The 17,285-nt window shown below is 69.3% G+C and carries 14 protein-coding genes and 1 rRNA gene; 7 read left to right on the top strand and 8 right to left on the bottom strand.

The window, feature by feature from the left end; translation table 11 throughout:
• Positions 1-74 precede the first annotated feature (74 nt).
• Together HFP15_RS35945 and glpK are read left to right on the top strand one after the other, a co-directional pair.
• A complete protein-coding gene (locus HFP15_RS35945; RefSeq protein ID WP_168521910.1) occupies positions 75-824 on the top strand; it encodes an MIP/aquaporin family protein in 750 nt (249 codons plus the stop codon).
• A 13-nt stretch (positions 825-837) separates the two neighbouring features.
• Positions 838-2,370, top strand: a complete 1,533-nt coding sequence (gene glpK, locus HFP15_RS35940) for a glycerol kinase GlpK (RefSeq protein ID WP_168521908.1) — start codon at positions 838-840, stop codon at positions 2,368-2,370.
• Positions 2,371-2,520: 150 nt separating this feature from the next.
• On the opposite strand, the gene HFP15_RS35935 is transcribed toward glpK, so the two are convergent.
• Both HFP15_RS35935 and HFP15_RS35930 read right to left on the bottom strand, forming a co-directional pair.
• Positions 2,521-3,294, bottom strand: coding sequence for a VOC family protein (locus HFP15_RS35935; RefSeq protein ID WP_168521906.1), 774 nt, complete (start codon positions 3,292-3,294; stop codon positions 2,521-2,523).
• Between the two features lie 101 nt (positions 3,295-3,395).
• On the bottom strand, positions 3,396-4,799 hold the full coding sequence (locus HFP15_RS35930; protein ID WP_168521904.1) for an NAD(P)H-quinone dehydrogenase: 1,404 nt from the start codon (positions 4,797-4,799) through the stop codon (positions 3,396-3,398).
• Positions 4,800-4,894: 95 nt separating this feature from the next.
• On the opposite strand from HFP15_RS35930, the gene HFP15_RS35925 reads away from it, so the two are divergent.
• Positions 4,895-5,347 carry a gamma-glutamylcyclotransferase family protein gene (locus tag HFP15_RS35925; RefSeq protein WP_312871911.1) on the top strand — a complete coding sequence of 151 codons (453 nt, stop codon included), beginning with the start codon at positions 4,895-4,897 and terminating at the stop codon, positions 5,345-5,347.
• A gap of 86 nt (positions 5,348-5,433) precedes the next feature.
• Here HFP15_RS35925 and HFP15_RS35920 read toward each other — a convergent pair whose 3' ends face one another.
• The 5 genes from HFP15_RS35920 to mutA all read right to left on the bottom strand — a co-directional run bounded on the left by HFP15_RS35920 (position 5,434) and on the right by mutA (position 12,276).
• Positions 5,434-6,732, bottom strand: coding sequence for an amidohydrolase (locus HFP15_RS35920; RefSeq protein WP_168521902.1), 1,299 nt, complete (start codon positions 6,730-6,732; stop codon positions 5,434-5,436).
• A gap of 191 nt (positions 6,733-6,923) precedes the next feature.
• Complete coding sequence (locus tag HFP15_RS35915) at positions 6,924-7,217, bottom strand: hypothetical protein (RefSeq protein WP_168521900.1); 294 nt, start codon at positions 7,215-7,217, stop codon at positions 6,924-6,926.
• A gap of 53 nt (positions 7,218-7,270) precedes the next feature.
• On the bottom strand, positions 7,271-8,254 hold the full coding sequence (meaB, locus tag HFP15_RS35910; protein ID WP_168521898.1) for a methylmalonyl Co-A mutase-associated GTPase MeaB: 984 nt from the start codon (positions 8,252-8,254) through the stop codon (positions 7,271-7,273).
• Entirely contained in the window at positions 8,255-10,417 is a 2,163-nt protein-coding gene (scpA, locus tag HFP15_RS35905; protein ID WP_168521897.1) for a methylmalonyl-CoA mutase, read from the bottom strand.
• Entirely contained in the window at positions 10,417-12,276 is a 1,860-nt protein-coding gene (mutA, locus tag HFP15_RS35900) for a methylmalonyl-CoA mutase small subunit (protein WP_168521895.1), read from the bottom strand. The genes scpA and mutA overlap by 1 nt, the downstream gene beginning before the upstream one ends.
• Before the next feature lie 85 nt (positions 12,277-12,361).
• Here mutA and HFP15_RS35895 point away from each other — a divergent pair, with 85 nt between their 5' ends.
• From HFP15_RS35895 to HFP15_RS35880, 4 genes are all read left to right on the top strand, one after another.
• Complete coding sequence (locus tag HFP15_RS35895) at positions 12,362-14,068, top strand: serine/threonine-protein kinase (protein WP_168521893.1); 1,707 nt, start codon at positions 12,362-12,364, stop codon at positions 14,066-14,068.
• 81 nt (positions 14,069-14,149) lie between these two features.
• The gene (locus HFP15_RS35890) at positions 14,150-14,587 is read left to right on the top strand and encodes an ABA4-like family protein (RefSeq protein ID WP_168521891.1); all 438 of its coding nucleotides are present in this window, start codon (positions 14,150-14,152) and stop codon (positions 14,585-14,587) included.
• A complete protein-coding gene (locus HFP15_RS35885) occupies positions 14,584-15,375 on the top strand; it encodes a purine-nucleoside phosphorylase (RefSeq protein ID WP_168521889.1) in 792 nt (263 codons plus the stop codon). Before HFP15_RS35890 ends, HFP15_RS35885 begins: the two co-directional genes overlap by 4 nt.
• A 17-nt stretch (positions 15,376-15,392) precedes the next feature.
• Complete coding sequence (locus HFP15_RS35880) at positions 15,393-17,048, top strand: phospho-sugar mutase (RefSeq protein ID WP_312871910.1); 1,656 nt, start codon at positions 15,393-15,395, stop codon at positions 17,046-17,048.
• A 110-nt stretch (positions 17,049-17,158) separates the two neighbouring features.
• Here the strand turns inward: HFP15_RS35880 and rrf are convergent.
• Positions 17,159-17,275 (bottom strand): 5S ribosomal RNA (rrf, locus tag HFP15_RS35875).
• Between the last annotated feature and the right edge of the window lie 10 nt (positions 17,276-17,285).

The raw sequence follows: 17,285 nt of genomic DNA, 5'->3' as shown, positions 1-17,285 counted from the left end.
CGTGTGGATCGCGGACTGGCGAAGACGCCTGGGGCTTCATGCCGGTCCTTGACAGACGTTGGGGAAGAGGTGGCATGAGCTCACTTGCGATCTTTGTCTGGGAGTTGATGGGCACGGCCGTGCTCATCTTGCTGGGAAACGGCGTGGTCGCGAATGTCGTGTTACGCAAGAACGCCGGGCATAACGCGGGTTTCCTGTTCATCACGTTCGGCTGGGCCTTCGGCGTGTTCGCAGGCGCCAGCATCGCCTCGCCCACGGGGGCACACCTGAACCCGGCGGTCACGCTGGGACTCGCGATCTCCGGCCAGACGCCGTGGTCGAAGGTGCCGGTGTACATGGCGGGAGAACTGGCCGGGGCGATCGTCGGCGCCGTACTCTGCTGGGCGGTGTACAAACTCCAGTTCGACGACCACCCGGAGCCGGAAAACACCCTGGGCATCTTCTCCACCGCACCGCAGATCCGGAACAAGGCGTGGAACCTCGTCACCGAGATCATCGGCACTTTCGTGCTCGTCGGCTGGATCCTGTTGAGCCCGACCGCCAAGGCACCCACCGCTGGGGTGCCGGAGTTCGGCAACTCCGCGCTGGGCTACGCGGGTGTCTCCTTCGTCGTGCTGGTCATCGGTATTTCGCTCGGTGGCCCCACCGGTTACGCGATCAACCCGGCGCGCGACCTCGGTCCGCGGCTGGCTTACGCGTTCCTGTTGCCGATCAAGGGCAAGGCGAATCCCGACTGGGGGTACTCGTGGGTTCCCGTCGTCGGACCGCTCGCCGGTGGCGCACTGGCCGCGGCGCTCTACCTGGCCGTCCACAACCTGACCTGATAAGGGAGAAACCATGACTTCCTATGTCGCCGCAATCGACCAGGGCACCACGTCGACCCGCGCGATGATCTTCGACCATTCCGGCCGGGTCGTCGCGTCCGATCAACGCGAGCACGAGCAGATCTTCCCGCAGGCGGGCTGGGTCGAGCACAACGGCGAGGAGATCTGGGAAAACACCCGCGCGGTCACGGCGGGCGCCCTCGCCAAGGCCGATCTCCGCGCGAGTGACATCGCCGCCGTCGGCATCACGAACCAGCGTGAGACCGCGCTGGTGTGGGACCGCAGGACCGGCAAGCCGGTGTACAACGCGATCGTCTGGCAGGACACCCGCACCGACAAGATCGTCCACGAGCTGGGCCGCCTCGGCACTTCGGGCAGCACGGCCGCGGGCGGCAGCGGGCAGGAGCGTTACCGCGCCACGACCGGCCTGCCGCTGGCCACCTACTTCTCCGGCCCCAAGATCAAGTGGATTCTGGACAATGTGGACGGTGTGCGGGAGCGCGCCGAAGCGGGTGACCTGCTGTTCGGCAACATGGACACCTGGGTGCTGTGGAACATGACCGGCGGCCCGGACGGCGGCCTGCACGTCACCGACCCGACGAACGCCTCCCGCACCCTGCTGATGGACCTGGACACGTTGTCCTGGAACGCCGACATCGCCGCGGAAATGGGAATTCCGATGTCGATGCTGCCCGAGATCCGCTCCTCCTCGGAGGAGTACGCGCGGGTGCGCGAGCGTGGCGTGCTCGCCGGCGTACCGATCGCCGGGATCCTCGGCGATCAGCAGGCGGCCACGTTCGGCCAGGCGTGCCTGTCCCCCGGCGAGGCCAAGAACACCTACGGCACGGGTAACTTCGTGCTGCTCAACACGGGCACCGAGAAGGTCATGTCGCAGAACGGGTTGCTGACCACGGTCTGCTACAAGATCGGCTCGAACGACACGGTTTACGCGCTGGAAGGTTCCATCGCGGTGACCGGATCGCTGGTGCAGTGGCTGCGCGACAACCTCGGCATGATCGCCACGGCCGCCGAAATCGAGCAGCACGCGAAGACCGTTGAAGACAACGGTGGCGCGTATTTCGTTCCGGCTTTTTCGGGCCTTTTCGCTCCTTACTGGCGTTCCGACGCGCGCGGCGCGATCGTCGGGCTCACCCGGTACGTGAACAAGGGGCATCTGGCGCGGGCGGTGCTGGAGGCGACCGCGTTCCAGTCGCGGGAGGTCATCGAGGCCATGAACGCCGACTCCGGGGTGCCGCTGAAATCGCTCAAGGTCGACGGCGGCATGGTCGTCAACGAACTCCTGATGCAGTTCCAGGCCGACATCCTCGGTGTGCCCGTGATCCGGCCGGTGGTCAACGAGACCACCGCGCTCGGTGCCGCCTACGCGGCGGGGCTCGCCGTCGGGTTCTGGGCGAGCGAGGACGACATCCGGAACAACTGGGCGCAGGACAAGGAATGGACGCCCACTATGGACGAGGGCACCCGCGAGGCCCAGTACCGCAACTGGAAGAAGGCCGTCACGAAGACTTTCGGCTGGGTCGAATAGACATCACCGGATTTCTCGTTCGCTGGAGGCGGGCCCGCGCCTGAGAATGCGCGGGTCCGCTTTTCCTTGTTCGGCTGTCGTTGTGTGGGTGCCCCGCGGAAGGCGGTCACCCGGTGATGACCGAAATCCCGGAATCACCAGGCGCGGAGATCACCCAGGCACGGAGATCACCGAGAACGGCACCCCCTGGTTGTCGGTCACCTGTGCCAGCCGCCCGTACGGCGAGTCCTTGGCCTCGCCCGTGACCGTGCCGCCCAGCTCGACCACCTTCGCCACAGCCGCGTCGGTGTCGGAGACGCCGAAGTAGGTGATCCACTGGGCCGGAACGTCCGCCGGCACCCCGGCGGGCCAGGCACCGAGACCGCCTACCGTCTGGTCACCGACGTTCAGGGTGACGTAGCTGAACCCCTCCGCGGAGATGTCGTCCAGCCGGTAACCGAAAACCTCGGCGTAGAAGGCCTTCGCGCCCTCGAAGTCGTGGGTCATGCATTCGTTCCAGACCATGGTGCTCGGCACGTTGGCGATTCCGGCGCCCTGGCTCTGCTTGGTCTGCCAGATACCGAAAGCGGCGCCCGTCGGGTCGACGCCGATCGCCATCCGGCCCGCCTCCCCCACATCGCCGGGCGGCATCGCCAGCTGCCCGCCCGCTTCGGTGATCTTGGCGGCGGTCTTGTCGGCGTCCGCGACCGCGAGGTAGGTCGTCCACACCGACGGAACGTCCGTTCCTGGTGGTTTCGGGCCTATCGCCGCCGCGGCTCTTCCCTCCACCGACGCGATCAGGTAGTGCCCGTAGTCCTCGCCCTGGTCCTCGATCTCCCAGCCGAGCAACGCGCGGTAGAACTCCGCCGCGCGCTTCGGGTCTGCGGCCATGACGTCGGCCCAGCAGGGCGTGCCCTCGGGCCATGCGGTGTCACGAATAGTCATGTCAGCTCCTGTTCTCGTGGTGCCTGTGATGGCGCTCACGAGTGTCGCACCAGGGTCTGACAAAAACGGCCCGGTTCGGGGCTCAGTTCCACAATGGACGGTCAGTCCAGGTCGTCGTGACGCATCAGCTGGCGGCCCGCCTCGGTGATCGACCCGGACAGCGACGGGTACACCGAGAACGTCAGCGCGAGGTGTTCGACCGTCAGCTGGTTCTGCACGGCGAGCGCGATCGGCAGGATCAGTTCGCTCGCGGTCGGCGCGACGACCACGCCACCGACGACCACGCCCGTCGCGGGCCGGCAGAACAGCTTCACGAAACCGCGCCGCAGGCCTTCCATCTTGGCGCGGGCGTTGGTCGCCAGCGGCAGCATGATCGTGCGGGCCGGTACCTCGCCGGAGTCGATCGCCTGCTGCGAAATGCCCACGGTCGCGATCTCGGGGTGGGTGAACACGTTCGCCGCGACCGTCTTGAGCTTGATCGGCGCGACGCCCTCGCCCAGCGCGTGCCACATCGCGATGCGGCCCTGCATGCTCGCGACCGAGGCGAGCATCAGCACTCCGGTGCAGTCGCCCGCCGCGTACACGCCGGGAACGCTGGTGCGGGACACGCGGTCGACGGTGATGAAACCGCCGGGCCCCGGCTCGATGCCGACGCGCTCGAGGCCGATGTCCTGGGTGTTGGGGATCGAGCCGACGGTCATCAGCGCGTGACTGGCCTCGATCACGCGACCGTCGGTGAGGTGCACCGCCACGCCCTTCTCGGTGCGTTCCACCTTGTCGGCGCGCGCGTGCTTGGCCACGGCGGTGCCGCGCTGGGAAAAGACCTCCTCCAGCACGGCGGCCGCGTCGGCGTCCTCGTGTGGGAGGACGCGGTCGCGGCTGGACACGACGGTGACCTTGACGCCCATTTCGGTGTACGCGGAGGCGAACTCGGCGCCGGTCACACCGGATCCGATGACCGCGAGATGTTCGGGCAGCTCACGCAGGTCGTAGAGCTGGCGCCAGTCGAGGATGCGCTCGCCGTCGGGCACCGCGCCCGGCAGCACGCGGGGGGTGGCACCGGTGGCGATCAACACGACGTCGGCGTCGAGCAGCTCCGGCTCACCCGAACGCGGCGTGACGCGGACCTTGTGGGTGGCCAGGCCCGGCTCCTCGTCGGCGAACCGCGCCTCACCGGTGATCACCCGCACACCTTCGCGCTGCACCCGCGCGCGGATGTCGGCGGACTGGGCCAGCGCGAGGCCCTTGACCCGGCCTTGCACGGTGCGCAGGTCGATGCTCGTCTCGGCCATGTCGGTGACGATGCCCAGCTCGGCCAGGCCGTGCATGCTCGCGCGCGCACCGGAGGACGCGATGAACGTCTTGGACGGGACGCAGTCGTAGAGCACGCATGCGCCCCCGAGCCCGTCCCGTTCGACGACCGTGACGTTCGCGCCGTGCTGGGCGGCCACCAAAGCCGCCTCGTAGCCGGCGGGGCCCCCGCCCATGATCACGATCCTGGTCACGTCATTCCTCCTCGTCGCGCCGCTCATGTCCACCTTAGGAGGGCACACCTGGAGTACATCCGGTCGGGGGAGCCGCGGGTCGCTAGGCTGTGGCCGTGCCGTTGTATGCCGCTTACGGGTCCAACATGGAGCCCGCTCAGATGATGGAGCGTGCCCCGCACTCGCCGATGGCGGGCACCGGCTGGCTGGAAGGCTGGCGGTTGACGTTCGGCGGCGAGGACATCGGCTGGGAGGGTGCCCTGGCCACGATCGTCGAAGACCCGGGATCACGGGTCTTCGTCGTGCTCTACGACGTGACCTCGCTCGACGAGACGCAGCTCGACCGCTGGGAAGGCGGTGAGCTCGGGCTGCACAACAAGATCCGCCTGCGTGTGCAGACGATGGAGGGCTCGGTCCTGGCCTGGCTGTACGTGCTGGACGCCTACGAGGGCGGGCTGCCCTCCGCGCGCTACCTCGGCGTGCTCGCCGACGCCGCGGAGGCGGCGGGAGCCCCGCAGGACTATGTGGACGATCTGCGGACACGGCCCTGCCGGGGCATCGCCACGTAGCTGTGGATAACTCGCGCACATGTGGATAACTCGTGCGCGACAAGGCCCGCGAGTCCCGGAGGACCCGCGGGCCGGTGCGGAAGATCTCAGGCGGCCAGTGCGGCCAGCGCCGTGTGCACCATCACGCGGATGCCGACCGCGAGCGCCCGTTCGTCGAGTTCGAACGTGGGCCGGTGCAGGTCACGCATCTCACCCTCGCCCGACCAGACACCCAGCCGCGCGAACGAGCCGTGGACGTGCTCGAGGTACCAGGCGAAGTCCTCGCCACCGGACGACTGCTCGGTGCCGGTCAGCGCGTCCTCGCCGAGCGCGGCGCCGACCCCGGCGCGCAGCAGCGCCGTGCTGTCCTCGTCGCCGAGCAGCGGGGGGACGCCACGCCGGTACTGCAGATCGACGCCGACGCCGGTGGGCGCGAGCAGGGACTGCACCGACGACGCGACGAGCGGCTCCAGTTCCTTCCAGACCTCGTGATCGGCGGTGCGCAGCGTGCCGCGCAGCACCCCGTCCTGCGGCACCGCGTTGGCCGCCTGACCGGCGTGCACGGCGCCCCACACCAGCACGGTGCCGGACCGCGGGTCGACGCGGCGCGACAGCAGCGACGGCAACGACGTGATCACCATGCCGAGCGCGTGCACCAGGTCGGCGGTCAGGTGCGGCCGCGAGGTGTGCCCACCCGGCGAGGTCAGCCGCAGTTCGATCAGGTCCGCGGCGGAGGTCAGCGGCCCGATCCGGGTGCCGATCCGGCCGACCGGCACCCGGGGGTCGCAGTGCAGGCCGAAGATCCTGTCCACGCCTTCGAGCCCGCCTGCCGTGATGACGTCGAGCGCACCGCCGGGCATGACCTCCTCGGCGGGCTGGAAGATCAACCGGACCCGGCCCGGCAGCTCGGGCGCGGCGGCCAGCGCCATGGCCGCACCGAGCAGGATCGCCGTGTGCGCGTCATGACCGCAGGCGTGCGCGGCGCCCTCCACAGTGGAGGAATACGGCAGGCCGGTCGCCTCCGTCAGCGGCAGCGCGTCGATGTCGGCCCGCAGCGCCACACAGTGCGGTCCGCTGCCGACGTCGCAGATCACGCCGGTACCGCCGGGCAGCACCGAGGGCTCGAGCCCGAGCGAGCGCAGTACCGAGCAGATCAGCTCGGTCGTCGCGAACTCGTGCCGGGACAGCTCCGGGTTCATGTGGATGTGCCGGCGCCACGCGACCACGTCGGCCCCGCCGCGGCTCAGAGCCTCGTCCAGCCAGAACGGTCCTCTGCCCGCACCGAGGTCGGTCACAGGAGCCATGCTGACGCCATCCGCGGTAATCAGCGCGTCCGACACCCCGATCGAGGCACTACGCCTGTCCCGGTCGCCGGGAATCTCCCGCCGTGAGTCGAGCACGGTCACACCGAACCTCCGTCTGCAAAATGCGCGTAACCCATTTGACGCAATCCTGCACCATGCAGCGCGCAAGTGGACGGTTCGAACGGGGCTCTGGGGACGGCCGGTAGTGGATCTGCGTTGAACGGCAGAGGGTACTTCGGCCTCGCAGTACGCGGATGTCCGCGAATTTACCTTTCGCCTGGTCGGAGGCGTTATTACGAAGCTTTCCGCCGTTTCTTACGGATGCTGCGACCCCAGACGACGATGACGGCGAGCAGCGCGGCGATCACGCCGACGACGATTTTGCTCTTCGTCTTCTGGGCGTTGGCCTTGGCGTTGTCGGCCGGGTCGATGCGCGGCCCCGGCGGTGCGGTCGTCTGCTCGGCGACCGGTCCCGTCCGCACCGAAACGACGGCGGCGGGCGCGGCCACGGCGACCGCCGTGGGGGCGGCGACCACCACCAGCATCCCCAGCATGAGCCCCGCCAGCACGGCACGAACCTTCGTCACGACTCGCCTCCCTCGACAACCACCGCACAGTGTGCCTGGAGAGATACCCGAAGTCACGCTCCGAAAGCATCCAGAATACGTTGCGCCGCCAAAGTGGCGGTCAGCTCGCCGTCGCGGACCGCCTGCTCGACCTCCGGCACGACCGCGCGCACACCGGGATGCTCGGCCAGCCTGCCCAGCAGCTGATCGCGCACCATCGACCACGTCCAGTCGACCTGCTGCTGTTTGCGCTTGGCCTCGAGCTCGCCGGATTCCACCATCTGTGCACGGTGCCGCTCGATCTGCTGCCACACCGTGTCCAGGCCGATGTCGTTGAGCCCGCTGCAGGTCAGCACCGGCGGGGTCCACGACGCGTCCGGCCCGTAGATCATCCGCAGCGCCCCGGCCAGCTCGCGCGCGGCCCGTTTGGCGTCGCGCTCGTGCTCGCCGTCGGCCTTGTTCACCGCGATGACGTCGGCCAGCTCCAGCACGCCCTTCTTGATGCCCTGCAGCTGGTCGCCGGTGCGGGCCAGGGTCAGGAAGAGGAAACAGTCGACCATGTTCGCGACGGTCACCTCGGACTGCCCGACGCCGACGGTCTCGACCAGCACCACGTCGTACCCGGCCGCCTCCATCAGCACGATCGTCTCGCGGGTGGCCCGCGCGACGCCGCCGAGCGTGCCGGAGGTCGGCGACGGGCGGATGAACGCGGCCGGATCGACCGACAGCCGCGCCATCCGGGTCTTGTCGCCGAGGATGCTGCCGCCGGTGCGGGTGGACGACGGGTCGACGGCCAGCACCGCGACCCGGTGCCCGGACTCGGTCAGGTCGGTGCCGAGCTGGTCGATGAACGTCGACTTGCCCACGCCCGGCACGCCGGTGATACCGACCCGCCGTGCGCCGCCGGAGTGCGGCAGCAGCTCGACCAGCAGTTCCTGCGCCTGCCTGCGGTGATCGGCCCGGTTGGACTCGACCAGCGTGATCGCGCGTGACAGCGTGCCGCGATCGCCGGCGAGCACGCCCTTCGCGTAGGCCTTGACGTCAATCGCGCGAGCCACTCAGGCCTGCTCCAGCTGGTCGAGCAGCCCCAGCGCCGCGTCCGCGATCACCGTGCCGGGCCCGAAGATCGCCGCGGCACCGGAGGCCCGCAGCTCGTCGTAGTCCTGTGGCGGGATGACGCCGCCGACCACGATCTTGATGTCGGACCGGTCGAGCTTCTCCAGTTCCTCGCGCAGCGCGGGGACCAGCGACAGGTGCCCCGCGGCCAGCGAGGAAACCCCGACGACGTGCACGTCGGCCTCGATCGCCTGGCGCGCGACCTCGGCGGGCGTGGAGAACAGCGGGCCGACGTCGACGTCGAAGCCGAGGTCGGCGAACGCGGTCGCGATCACCTTCTGGCCGCGGTCGTGCCCGTCCTGCCCCATTTTGGCGACCAGGATCCGGGGACGGCGCCCCTCCTCCTCGGCGAACTTCTCGACCCGCTCGCGTGCCTTGTCCACGTTCTGGGATTTCCCGACCTCGTCCCGGTACACGCCGGAGATCGTACGAATCTGGCCGGCATGCCGCCCCCAGATCTTCTCCAGCGCGTCGGAGATCTCCCCGACGGTGGCCTTCGCGCGTGCCGCGTCGACCGCGAGTTCGAGCAGGTTGCCCTCGCCCTCCGCGCCCGCGGTGAGCCTGCGCAGCGCGTCCTCGACGGCGGTGCTGTCGCGCTCCTCGCGCAGCCGCCGCAGCTTCTCCAGCTGCTGCGTGCGCACGCCCGCGTTGTCGACCTTGAGCACGTCGATCTGCTCTTCATCGGTGACCTGGTACTTGTTCACGCCGATCACCGGCTGGCGGCCGGAGTCGATGCGCGCCTGGGTGCGCGCGGCCGCTTCCTCGATGCGCAGCTTCGGGATGCCGGCGTCGATCGCTCGCGCCATGCCGCCCGCGGACTCGACCTCACTGATGTGGCCCCACGCCTTGCGCGCGAGGTCGTAGGTCAGCTTTTCGACGAACGCGCTGCCGCCCCACGGGTCGATGACGCGCGTCGTACCCGACTCCTGCTGCAGCAGCAGCTGGGTGTTGCGGGCGATGCGCGCGGAGAAGTCGGTGGGCAGCGCGAGCGCCTCGTCCAGGGCGTTGGTGTGCAGGGACTGGGTGTGCCCCTGGGTCGCGGCCATCGCCTCGACGCAGGTGCGGACGACGTTGTTGTAGACGTCCTGCGCGGTCAGCGACCAGCCGGAGGTCTGGCAGTGCGTGCGCAGGCTCAGCGACTTGGCCGACTTCGGCTCGAACTGCTTGACGAGCTTGGCCCACAGCAGCCGGGCCGCGCGCATCTTCGCGACCTCCATGAAGAAGTTCATGCCGATCGCCCAGAAGAACGACAGTCGCGGTGCGAACTTGTCGATGTCCAGGCCCGCGTCGCGACCGGCGCGGATGTACTCGACACCGTCCGCGAGGGTGTACGCCAGCTCCAGGTCGGCGGTCGCACCCGCCTCCTGCATGTGATAGCCGGAGATCGAGATCGAGTTGAACCTCGGCATCTTCTGCGAGGTGTAGGCGAAGATGTCGGAGATGATCCGCATCGACGGCTGCGGCGGATAGATGTAGGTGTTGCGGACCATGAACTCCTTGAGGATGTCGTTCTGGATGGTCCCGGCGAGCTTCTCGGGCGCCACGCCCTGCTCTTCCGCGGCGACGATGTAGAGCGCCATCACCGGCAGCACCGCGCCGTTCATGGTCATCGACACGCTCATCTTGTCGAGCGGGATGCCGTCGAAGAGCTGCCGCATGTCGTAGATCGAGTCGATCGCCACACCCGCCATGCCGACGTCACCGGCCACGCGCGGGTGGTCGGAGTCGTAGCCGCGGTGGGTGGCGAGGTCGAACGCGACGGACAGGCCCTTCTGCCCGGCGGCGAGGTTGCGCCGGTAGAAGGCGTTGGACTCCTCGGCGGTGGAGAACCCGGCGTACTGGCGGACCGTCCACGGCTGGTTCACGTACATCGTGGGATACGGCCCGCGCAGGAACGGGGCGATACCGGGGTAGGTGTTCAGGAAGTCCACATCGGACAGATCCTCGGCGGCGTACACCGGTTTGACGTCGATGCCCTCGGGTGTCTCCCAGGCCAGCGCGTCCGCACCCTTGCCGGTGCTCGCGTGCAGCGCCTCGGCCCAGTCCGCCTGGCTGCCGGGATCGGGAATGCCGAGTTCGACGTCGGAGAAGTCGGGGATGGCCATCACTTCACTCCCAGCGTTTCCAGTACGTCGGTCAGCACGGCGAGCGCGTCGCAGCCGGTGAAGGCGAAACCGCTGATGCCACGGTATGAGTCCGCGGGCTTGCCCGCCAGCAGCACCGCCTTGGCGCCGGCCTCGCGCAGCCCCGCGGCGACGTCGTCGGCCTGCTCGGCGTAGACGGAGTCGCTGCCGCAGAGGCAGGCGACGCTCGCCCCGCTCTCCCGGAACGCCGCGACGGGATCGCTCACTTCACCGGGATTGACCGGTTCGATGCCACCGGCCTGGAACAGGTTCGACGCGAACATCGCGCGCGCGGTGTGCGAGGCGAGCGGGCCGAGGGTGGCGAGGAAGATCGTCGGCCGTTCGCCGTGCGCGGCAAGGTGCGCGTCGGAGCGGTCGCGCAGTTCCTCGAACGGCTGGGCGTAGCGCACCCGAGGCAGCCCGCCTCCGTCCACAATGGAAGGCGCGGGCTCGCGTTCGACGCGCTTCTCCGCCAGGTTCGGGAACTCGCTGACGCCGGTGATCGGGTCCTTGCGGGTGGCCAGCCGCTTCGAGCGCTTCTCCCACGTCTCGGCGAGACGGTCGCGGATGAACCCGGAGTCGAGCGCGGCCTCGATCCCGCCCTGCCGCTCGATCTCGGTGAACTCCCGCCACGCGGCGTTGGCCAGCGCGTCGGTGAGGTTCTCGACGTACCAGGAGCCGCCCGCCGGGTCGATCACGCCGGAAAGCTTGGTCTCTTCGAGCAGGATCGCCTGCGTGTTACGGGCGATGCGGCGCGCGAACGCGTCCGGGATCCCGATCGCCGCGTCGAACGGCAGCACGGTGACCGCGTCGGCGCCACCGACACCGGCGGCGAAGCAGGCGACGGTGGTGCGCAGCATGTTCACCCACGGGTCGCGCTGGGTGAGCATCGCCGAAGAGGTGACGGCGTGCTGTTTCATGCCCTGCGGGGCGGCGCCGGACACCTCGGTCACGCGGGCCCACAGCCGCCGCGCGGCACGCAGCTTCGCGATGGTGAGGAATTGGTCGGCGGTGGCGGCGAACCGGAACTCCAGCCGGGCCGCGGCTTCCTCGACACTCAGCCCGGCGTCGGTCAGCGCGCGCAGGTAGGCGACCCCGGCGGCGATCGCGGCACCCAGTTCCTGGGCGTCCGAGCCGCCGGCCTCGTGATACGGCAGACCGTCGGCGACGATCGCACGCAGCTTCGGGTGCTTCGCGGCGAGCCGGGCGGCCAGCGCCGCGGCCGGGGCGATGTCGTGTGCGGTGCCGGTACGCGCCCGCAGGGTGACCGGGTCGGCGCCGAGATTGCCGGTGACTTCGCTGTCCGGGATGTTCTTCTCGCCGAGCACGTCGAGCAGCGCGCTCGTGGCGGCCTCGTAGTCGGCGCCCGGGTCGAGCACGACCGGGGCGAGATCGAGGTAGACCTCGTTGAGCGCGTCGGCGAGCGAGGCGAGCGGAAGCGCGGCACCGCCGACGCGAAGCCACAGCGACGACGCGCCGTTCTCCAGATCGGCGAGGACGGCCTTGTTGGTGACCGCCGGGTCGGAATGGGCGTGCTGCACGCGCACGTCCCAGCCGGTGCCGACCGCCCCCTCCGGCCGGGTGCCGCGCACGAACGGCGCGAGCCCGGGGAAGCCGGCGGGCACCGTGTCGTCGTCGGCGGTGTAGAGCGGCTGGATCTCGATGCCGTCGTAGGTCCTCGTCGCCAGCAGGCTCTCCGGCGCGCCGGAGAAGTCCTCCGGCAGCTTGCCGCTCTTCTGCAGGACGCCTGCCACGAGCTTCTGCCAGTCGGCGCGCCGCGGTGCTTCGAACTCGGCAGCGAGTACGAGCTCCTCGGGCGCCGTTGTCCCAGCCTGAGTCATACCTCACGATGGTAGGCGGCGGGCAACACCGGAAGGTGTGAGCCTGCTCGCGGTTCACTCCACCGGCATCCGCCACAATGTCGGGGTGTCGACCGCCAGCGAGCAATCCCGAGTCGTAGCCGGACGCTATCGGCTGCGCTCCGTGCTGGGCTCCGGTTCGATGGGTACCGTCTGGTCGGCTTACGACGAGTTCCTGCAACGCCCGGTAGCCGTCAAGGAAATCCGCCTGCCTCCCGGTGTGACCGCCGGACAGGCCGATGAGCTGCGGGAACGCACGTTACGCGAGGCCAGGGCCATCGCGGTGCTGTCTCACCCGAACGTGATCGTGCTGCACGACGTCGCCCGTCAGGACGGCGAACCGTTCGTCGTGATGGAACTGCTGCCCTCGCACAGCCTCGCCGAACTGATCCGCGAGCACGGACCACTCACGGTAGAGCAGGCCGCCGCGGTGGGTGACGCCGTCGCCGCCGCGTTGGAGGCCGCGCACACCGCGGGTATCACGCACCGTGACGTCAAGCCCGGCAACGTGCTCGTCGCGGAGGACGGCCGGATCAAGCTGACCGACTTCGGCATCGCGCGCAACGTCTCCGAAGCGACGATGACCCGCACCGGGATGACGCTGGGCTCACCCGCCTACATCGCGCCGGAGATCGCGTCCGGCAAGGCGGTCACGCCGGGCGCGGACCTGTGGGGCCTGGGCGCGACCCTGTTCACGGCGACCGAGGGGCACCCGCCCTACGACGCGGACGGCGATCCGCTGGAGACCATCGGCAAGGTGGTCAAGGGCGAGGTGCCGCAGCCGACTTCCGGTCCGCTCGCGTCGGTCATCAGCGGGCTGATGGCGAAGGAGCCGCGCGACCGGATGTCGCTGCACGAGGTCCGGCAGCGGCTGTACCCGCTGCTGACGAAGGCCCCGCGCGTGCTGTTCGGGCCGGAGATGTTCCAGCAGGCCAGCGGTCGGCGCCTGGACGCGACCGACACACGGGAGATCGCACCGGCGACGCCGCCGGTGCCTGCCGAGCAGCCCGGCGAGACGAGCCAGCAGCTCGCGTCCGATCCCGGCCCGCTCCCGTTCGACGTCGGGCAGTCGCCGCCGCCGGCCGCGACACCCGCGACTGCCGCCCCGAAGCGGCGGAGCACCACCGCGACGGCGGTACTCATCGGCGTGGCGGTGCTGTTGTTCGTGGTCGCGGCCACCGGCGGTTTCGTCGCGGCCAGGGTGATCGGCGCGGAACCGATCACGCCGCCGAAGCAGATCGGCTCGGGCGCGCCCACCGAACCGGCGCCGACGAAGTTCGAGCGCCGCACCGGCGACGCGTCCAACGTCAAGGGCGTCCCGGGGTCGACGTTCTCCGTCGAGGTGCCCGCGGACTGGACGCGCTTCACCGGCTCCGGGACCGGCGACAACCTTCCACCGTCCACTTTGGTCCAATGGGTCTCGCCGGACGGGTCGCAGATGTTCGCCGTCGACCACATTTCCGGCTACTTCCCCGCGTACTCGATCGACCAGTACACCAAGGCGATGGCGAACAACCGGGGCGCAGGGGCGTACACCCCGGTCAGCACGGCGAAACTGACCAACGGGCGCGACGGCGTCGCGATGGTCTACCGCACGTTCGATCGCGGCGGCAACAACGGCGCGAACCAGATCAGCCGCTCCACGTTCGCCCAGATCTTCCGCGTCAACAACAGCCTGTGGGCGATCAGCGTGACCGTACCGACCGAGCAGGAGAACAAGGCGAAGACCGAGCTCTACGAGCGGATCGCGCCGACCTTCAGCGTCACCGGCTGACGGATTCCTGTGAATCTCTCAACATGGATAGCCTAGCTTCCCGTAGCGGATAGAAATACTATCCATCTGGGGAGGGTTGCCATGACCGTCGCGTTCAACTGGACTTTTCTCATCGCGGCGCCGTTCTGGGCGCTGATGATCTTCCTGCCTGCGTGGCGCTGGACGCGTCGCGTGCTGGCCTCGCCGTGGGTCCCGCTGCTGCCCCTGCTCGTGTACTTCCCGATCGCGCTGGCGCATTTCGGCGAGTTGTGGCGCGTGGTGTCCACGCCGGATCTCGCGGAGCTGCAGGCTTTTCTCGCACAGCCCTACGGCGCGGCGACGATCTGGGCACACCTGATCGCGTTCGATCTCTTCCTCGGGCGGTGGATGTATTTCGACGGCCAGGCCCGTGGCATCCGGCCGCTCATCATGAGCCCGATCCTGGTGCTGACGATCTTCTTGTCGCCGTTCGGGATCGTCGCGTTCCTCGCCGTGCGTTCCGCGAGCGTGCGCAGGCCGGAAGCTAGTCTCACCGCATGAGTGAACAAGACCTGGCCGGCGCGGCGGCGGCCACCATCGCCGAGCGCACCGGATTCGCCAAACACGACATCGCGGTCGTGCTCGGCTCCGGCTGGCGACCCGCCGCCGACGTGTTCGGCACGGCCGACGCGGAGATCCCGCTCGGCGAACTCCCCGGTTTCGAGCAGCCCACCGCCGTCGGGCACGGCGGCACGGCGCGGTCGGTCGACGTCGACGGCAAGCGCACGCTCGTGCTGCTCGGCCGGACGCATCTGTACGAGGGCAAGGGCGTCGCGCGGGTCGTCCACAACGTGCGCACCGCGGCGGCAGCGGGCGTGAAGTCGGTGCTTCTCACCAACGCCGCGGGCGGGCTGCGCGAAGGTTTCCAGGTCGGTCAGCCGGTGCTGGTCAGCGATCACCTGAACATGACCGCCACCTCCCCGATCACCGGCGCCAATTTCGTCGACCTCGTCGACCTGTACTCACACCGGCTTCGCGATCTGGCTCGCGAAATCGATCCGGGCCTCGAAGATGGCGTGTACGCGGGTCTGCCGGGCCCGCACTTCGAAACTCCCGCGGAAATCCGGATGCTTCGTACGCTCGGCGCGGACCTGGTCGGTATGTCGACGGTGCTGGAGGCGATCGCCGCGCGTGCCGCCGGGGTCGAGGTGTTCGGGCTTTCGCTCGTGACGAACCTCGCCGCCGGGATGACCGGCGAGCCGCTGAGCCACGAGGAGGTTCTCGAGGCCGGGCGTGCTTCCGCGACGCGGATGGGCACGCTGCTGCGGGAGCTGGTCGCGCGCGCCTGACCCCGTAGGCTGTGCGAGTGAGTGACGAGGATCGGTTGACCCCCGCCTTGCGGGACCGCGCTTTCCGGTGGGTCGCCGACGACGTGGACTCCGACACGCGCGAGGAGTTGCAGTCGGTGCTCGCGGCGGCGATGGTGGGCGAGCCGGGTGCGGTCGCCGACCTCGCGGACCGGATGACCGGCACACTGGAGTTCGGCACGGCCGGGCTGCGAGGGCCGGTCCGCGCCGGCCCGAACGGGATGAACGTTGCCGTCGTGGTCAGGACCACCGCCGGGGTCGCGGCGTGGCTCAACCAGCATGGCGCCACCTCGCGAATCGTGGTGGTCGGCCGCGACGCCCGGCACGGTTCCGAGCGTTTCGCCCACGCCGCCGCCGAAGTGCTGTTCGCCGCCGGGTTCGACGCGCGGCTGCTGCCACGCCCGCTGCCGACCCCGGTACTGGCGTTCGCGGTCGGACATCTCAACGCGAGCGCGGGAATCCAGATCACGGCCTCGCACAACCCGCCCGCCGACAACGGCTACAAGCTCTACGACGACAGCGGCGCCCAGATCGTGCCGCCCGCCGACGGCGAGATCGAGGCGGCGATCGCGGAGGCGCCCGGCGCGGTGCAGATCTCGCGCACACTCGGCGTTCCCGTGCTGGGTGACGAGATCGTCGACGCATACCTGGAGCGGGTCGGCTCCGTGCCCAGGGGCACGGCTCGTTCGCTGCGCGTCGCCGCGACGGCATTGCATGGGGTCGGCGCCGGCGTGCTCGTGAAGGCGTTGGCGCGCGCCGGGTTCACCGACGTGCACCTGGTGACGGAGCAGTCCGAGCCGGACCCGGACTTCCCAACCGTGTCGTTTCCGAATCCGGAGGAGCCCGGGGCGACGGATCTGCTCCTGGCGCTCGCGTCTCGGGTGGACGCCGATGTCGCGATCGCACTCGATCCTGACGCCGACCGCTGCGCGCTGGGCATACGAGAGCGGGACGGTTCGTGGCGGATGCTGCGTGGCGACGAGACGGGGGTGTTGCTCGGCGACTACGTCCTGACCACGACCGATCAGCCGGACCCGCTGGTCGCGACGACGATCGTGTCGTCGTCGATGCTCGGTGAGGTCGCGGCCGCGCGGGGTGCGCGGTATGCCGAGACGTTGACGGGCTTCAAGTGGCTCATGCGGGCCGGCGAGGGTTTGGTCTACGTGTACGAGGAAGCACTGGGCCTGTGCGTGAATCCGGATTTCGTGCGGGACAAGGACGGGATCGCCGCGGCCGTGCTGGCGTGTGATTTCGTGGCGTCGCTGAAGGAGGCCGGCCGGTCGCCGCTGGATGTGCTGGACGAGCTGTCGGTGCGGTTCGGCGTGCACGTGACCGACCAGTTGTCGTTGCGTGTCACGGATCTGAGCGTGCGCGCGGAGCTGATGTCCGCGCTGCGCGCCGCTCCCCCGGCCCGCCTGGCGGACAGCGATGTGTCCACAGAGGACCTGTTGCCGCGGACGGACGCGCTGCGGATCACCGGTGACGGTGTACGCGTCGTGATCCGTCCGTCCGGCACCGAGCCGAAGCTGAAGACGTATCTCCAGGTGAGGCAGCCGCCGTCCGAGGCTCTGGCCGAGTCCCGGTCGGCGGCGCGGGACCGGCTCGAAGCGTTGCGCTCGGACGTCGAGGCGCTGCTGGCGAACAAGCGGCAATAGGAAGCGGGCGGTTGGACGCACCTGCCGCGTCGACATTTCGAAATAGAAAAACCCCGGGGCTTCGGGAGAATTCAAGATTCTCGACCGAAGCCCCGGGGCTTTTAAGTTATGTTCGGCGGTGTCCTACTCTCCCACACCCTGGCGGGTGCAGTACCATCGGCGCTGGCAGGCTTAGCTTCCGGGTTCGGAATGGGACCGGGCGTTTCCCCACCGCCATAACCACCGAAACACTCCGAA

The organism is Amycolatopsis acididurans, assembly GCF_012328925.1.
Taxonomy (GTDB): domain Bacteria; phylum Actinomycetota; class Actinomycetes; order Mycobacteriales; family Pseudonocardiaceae; genus Amycolatopsis_E; species Amycolatopsis_E acididurans.
This window is presented reverse-complemented; position numbering and strand designations above follow the sequence as displayed.

What these genes read in the sequence shown, in the direction of transcription:
- scpA (WP_168521897.1), bottom strand. Translation starts at nt 10,417, where the DNA reads ATGGCCATCCCCGACTTCTCCGACGTCGAACTCGGCATTCCCGATCCC.
- HFP15_RS35885 (WP_168521889.1), top strand. Translation starts at nt 14,584, where the DNA reads ATGAGTGAACAAGACCTGGCCGGCGCGGCGGCGGCCACCATCGCCGAG.
- HFP15_RS35935 (WP_168521906.1), bottom strand. Translation starts at nt 3,294, where the DNA reads ATGACTATTCGTGACACCGCATGGCCCGAGGGCACGCCCTGCTGGGCC.
- mutA (WP_168521895.1), bottom strand. Translation starts at nt 12,276, where the DNA reads ATGACTCAGGCTGGGACAACGGCGCCCGAGGAGCTCGTACTCGCTGCC.
- HFP15_RS35890 (WP_168521891.1), top strand. Translation starts at nt 14,150, where the DNA reads ATGACCGTCGCGTTCAACTGGACTTTTCTCATCGCGGCGCCGTTCTGG.
- glpK (WP_168521908.1), top strand. Translation starts at nt 838, where the DNA reads ATGACTTCCTATGTCGCCGCAATCGACCAGGGCACCACGTCGACCCGC.
- HFP15_RS35945 (WP_168521910.1), top strand. Translation starts at nt 75, where the DNA reads ATGAGCTCACTTGCGATCTTTGTCTGGGAGTTGATGGGCACGGCCGTG.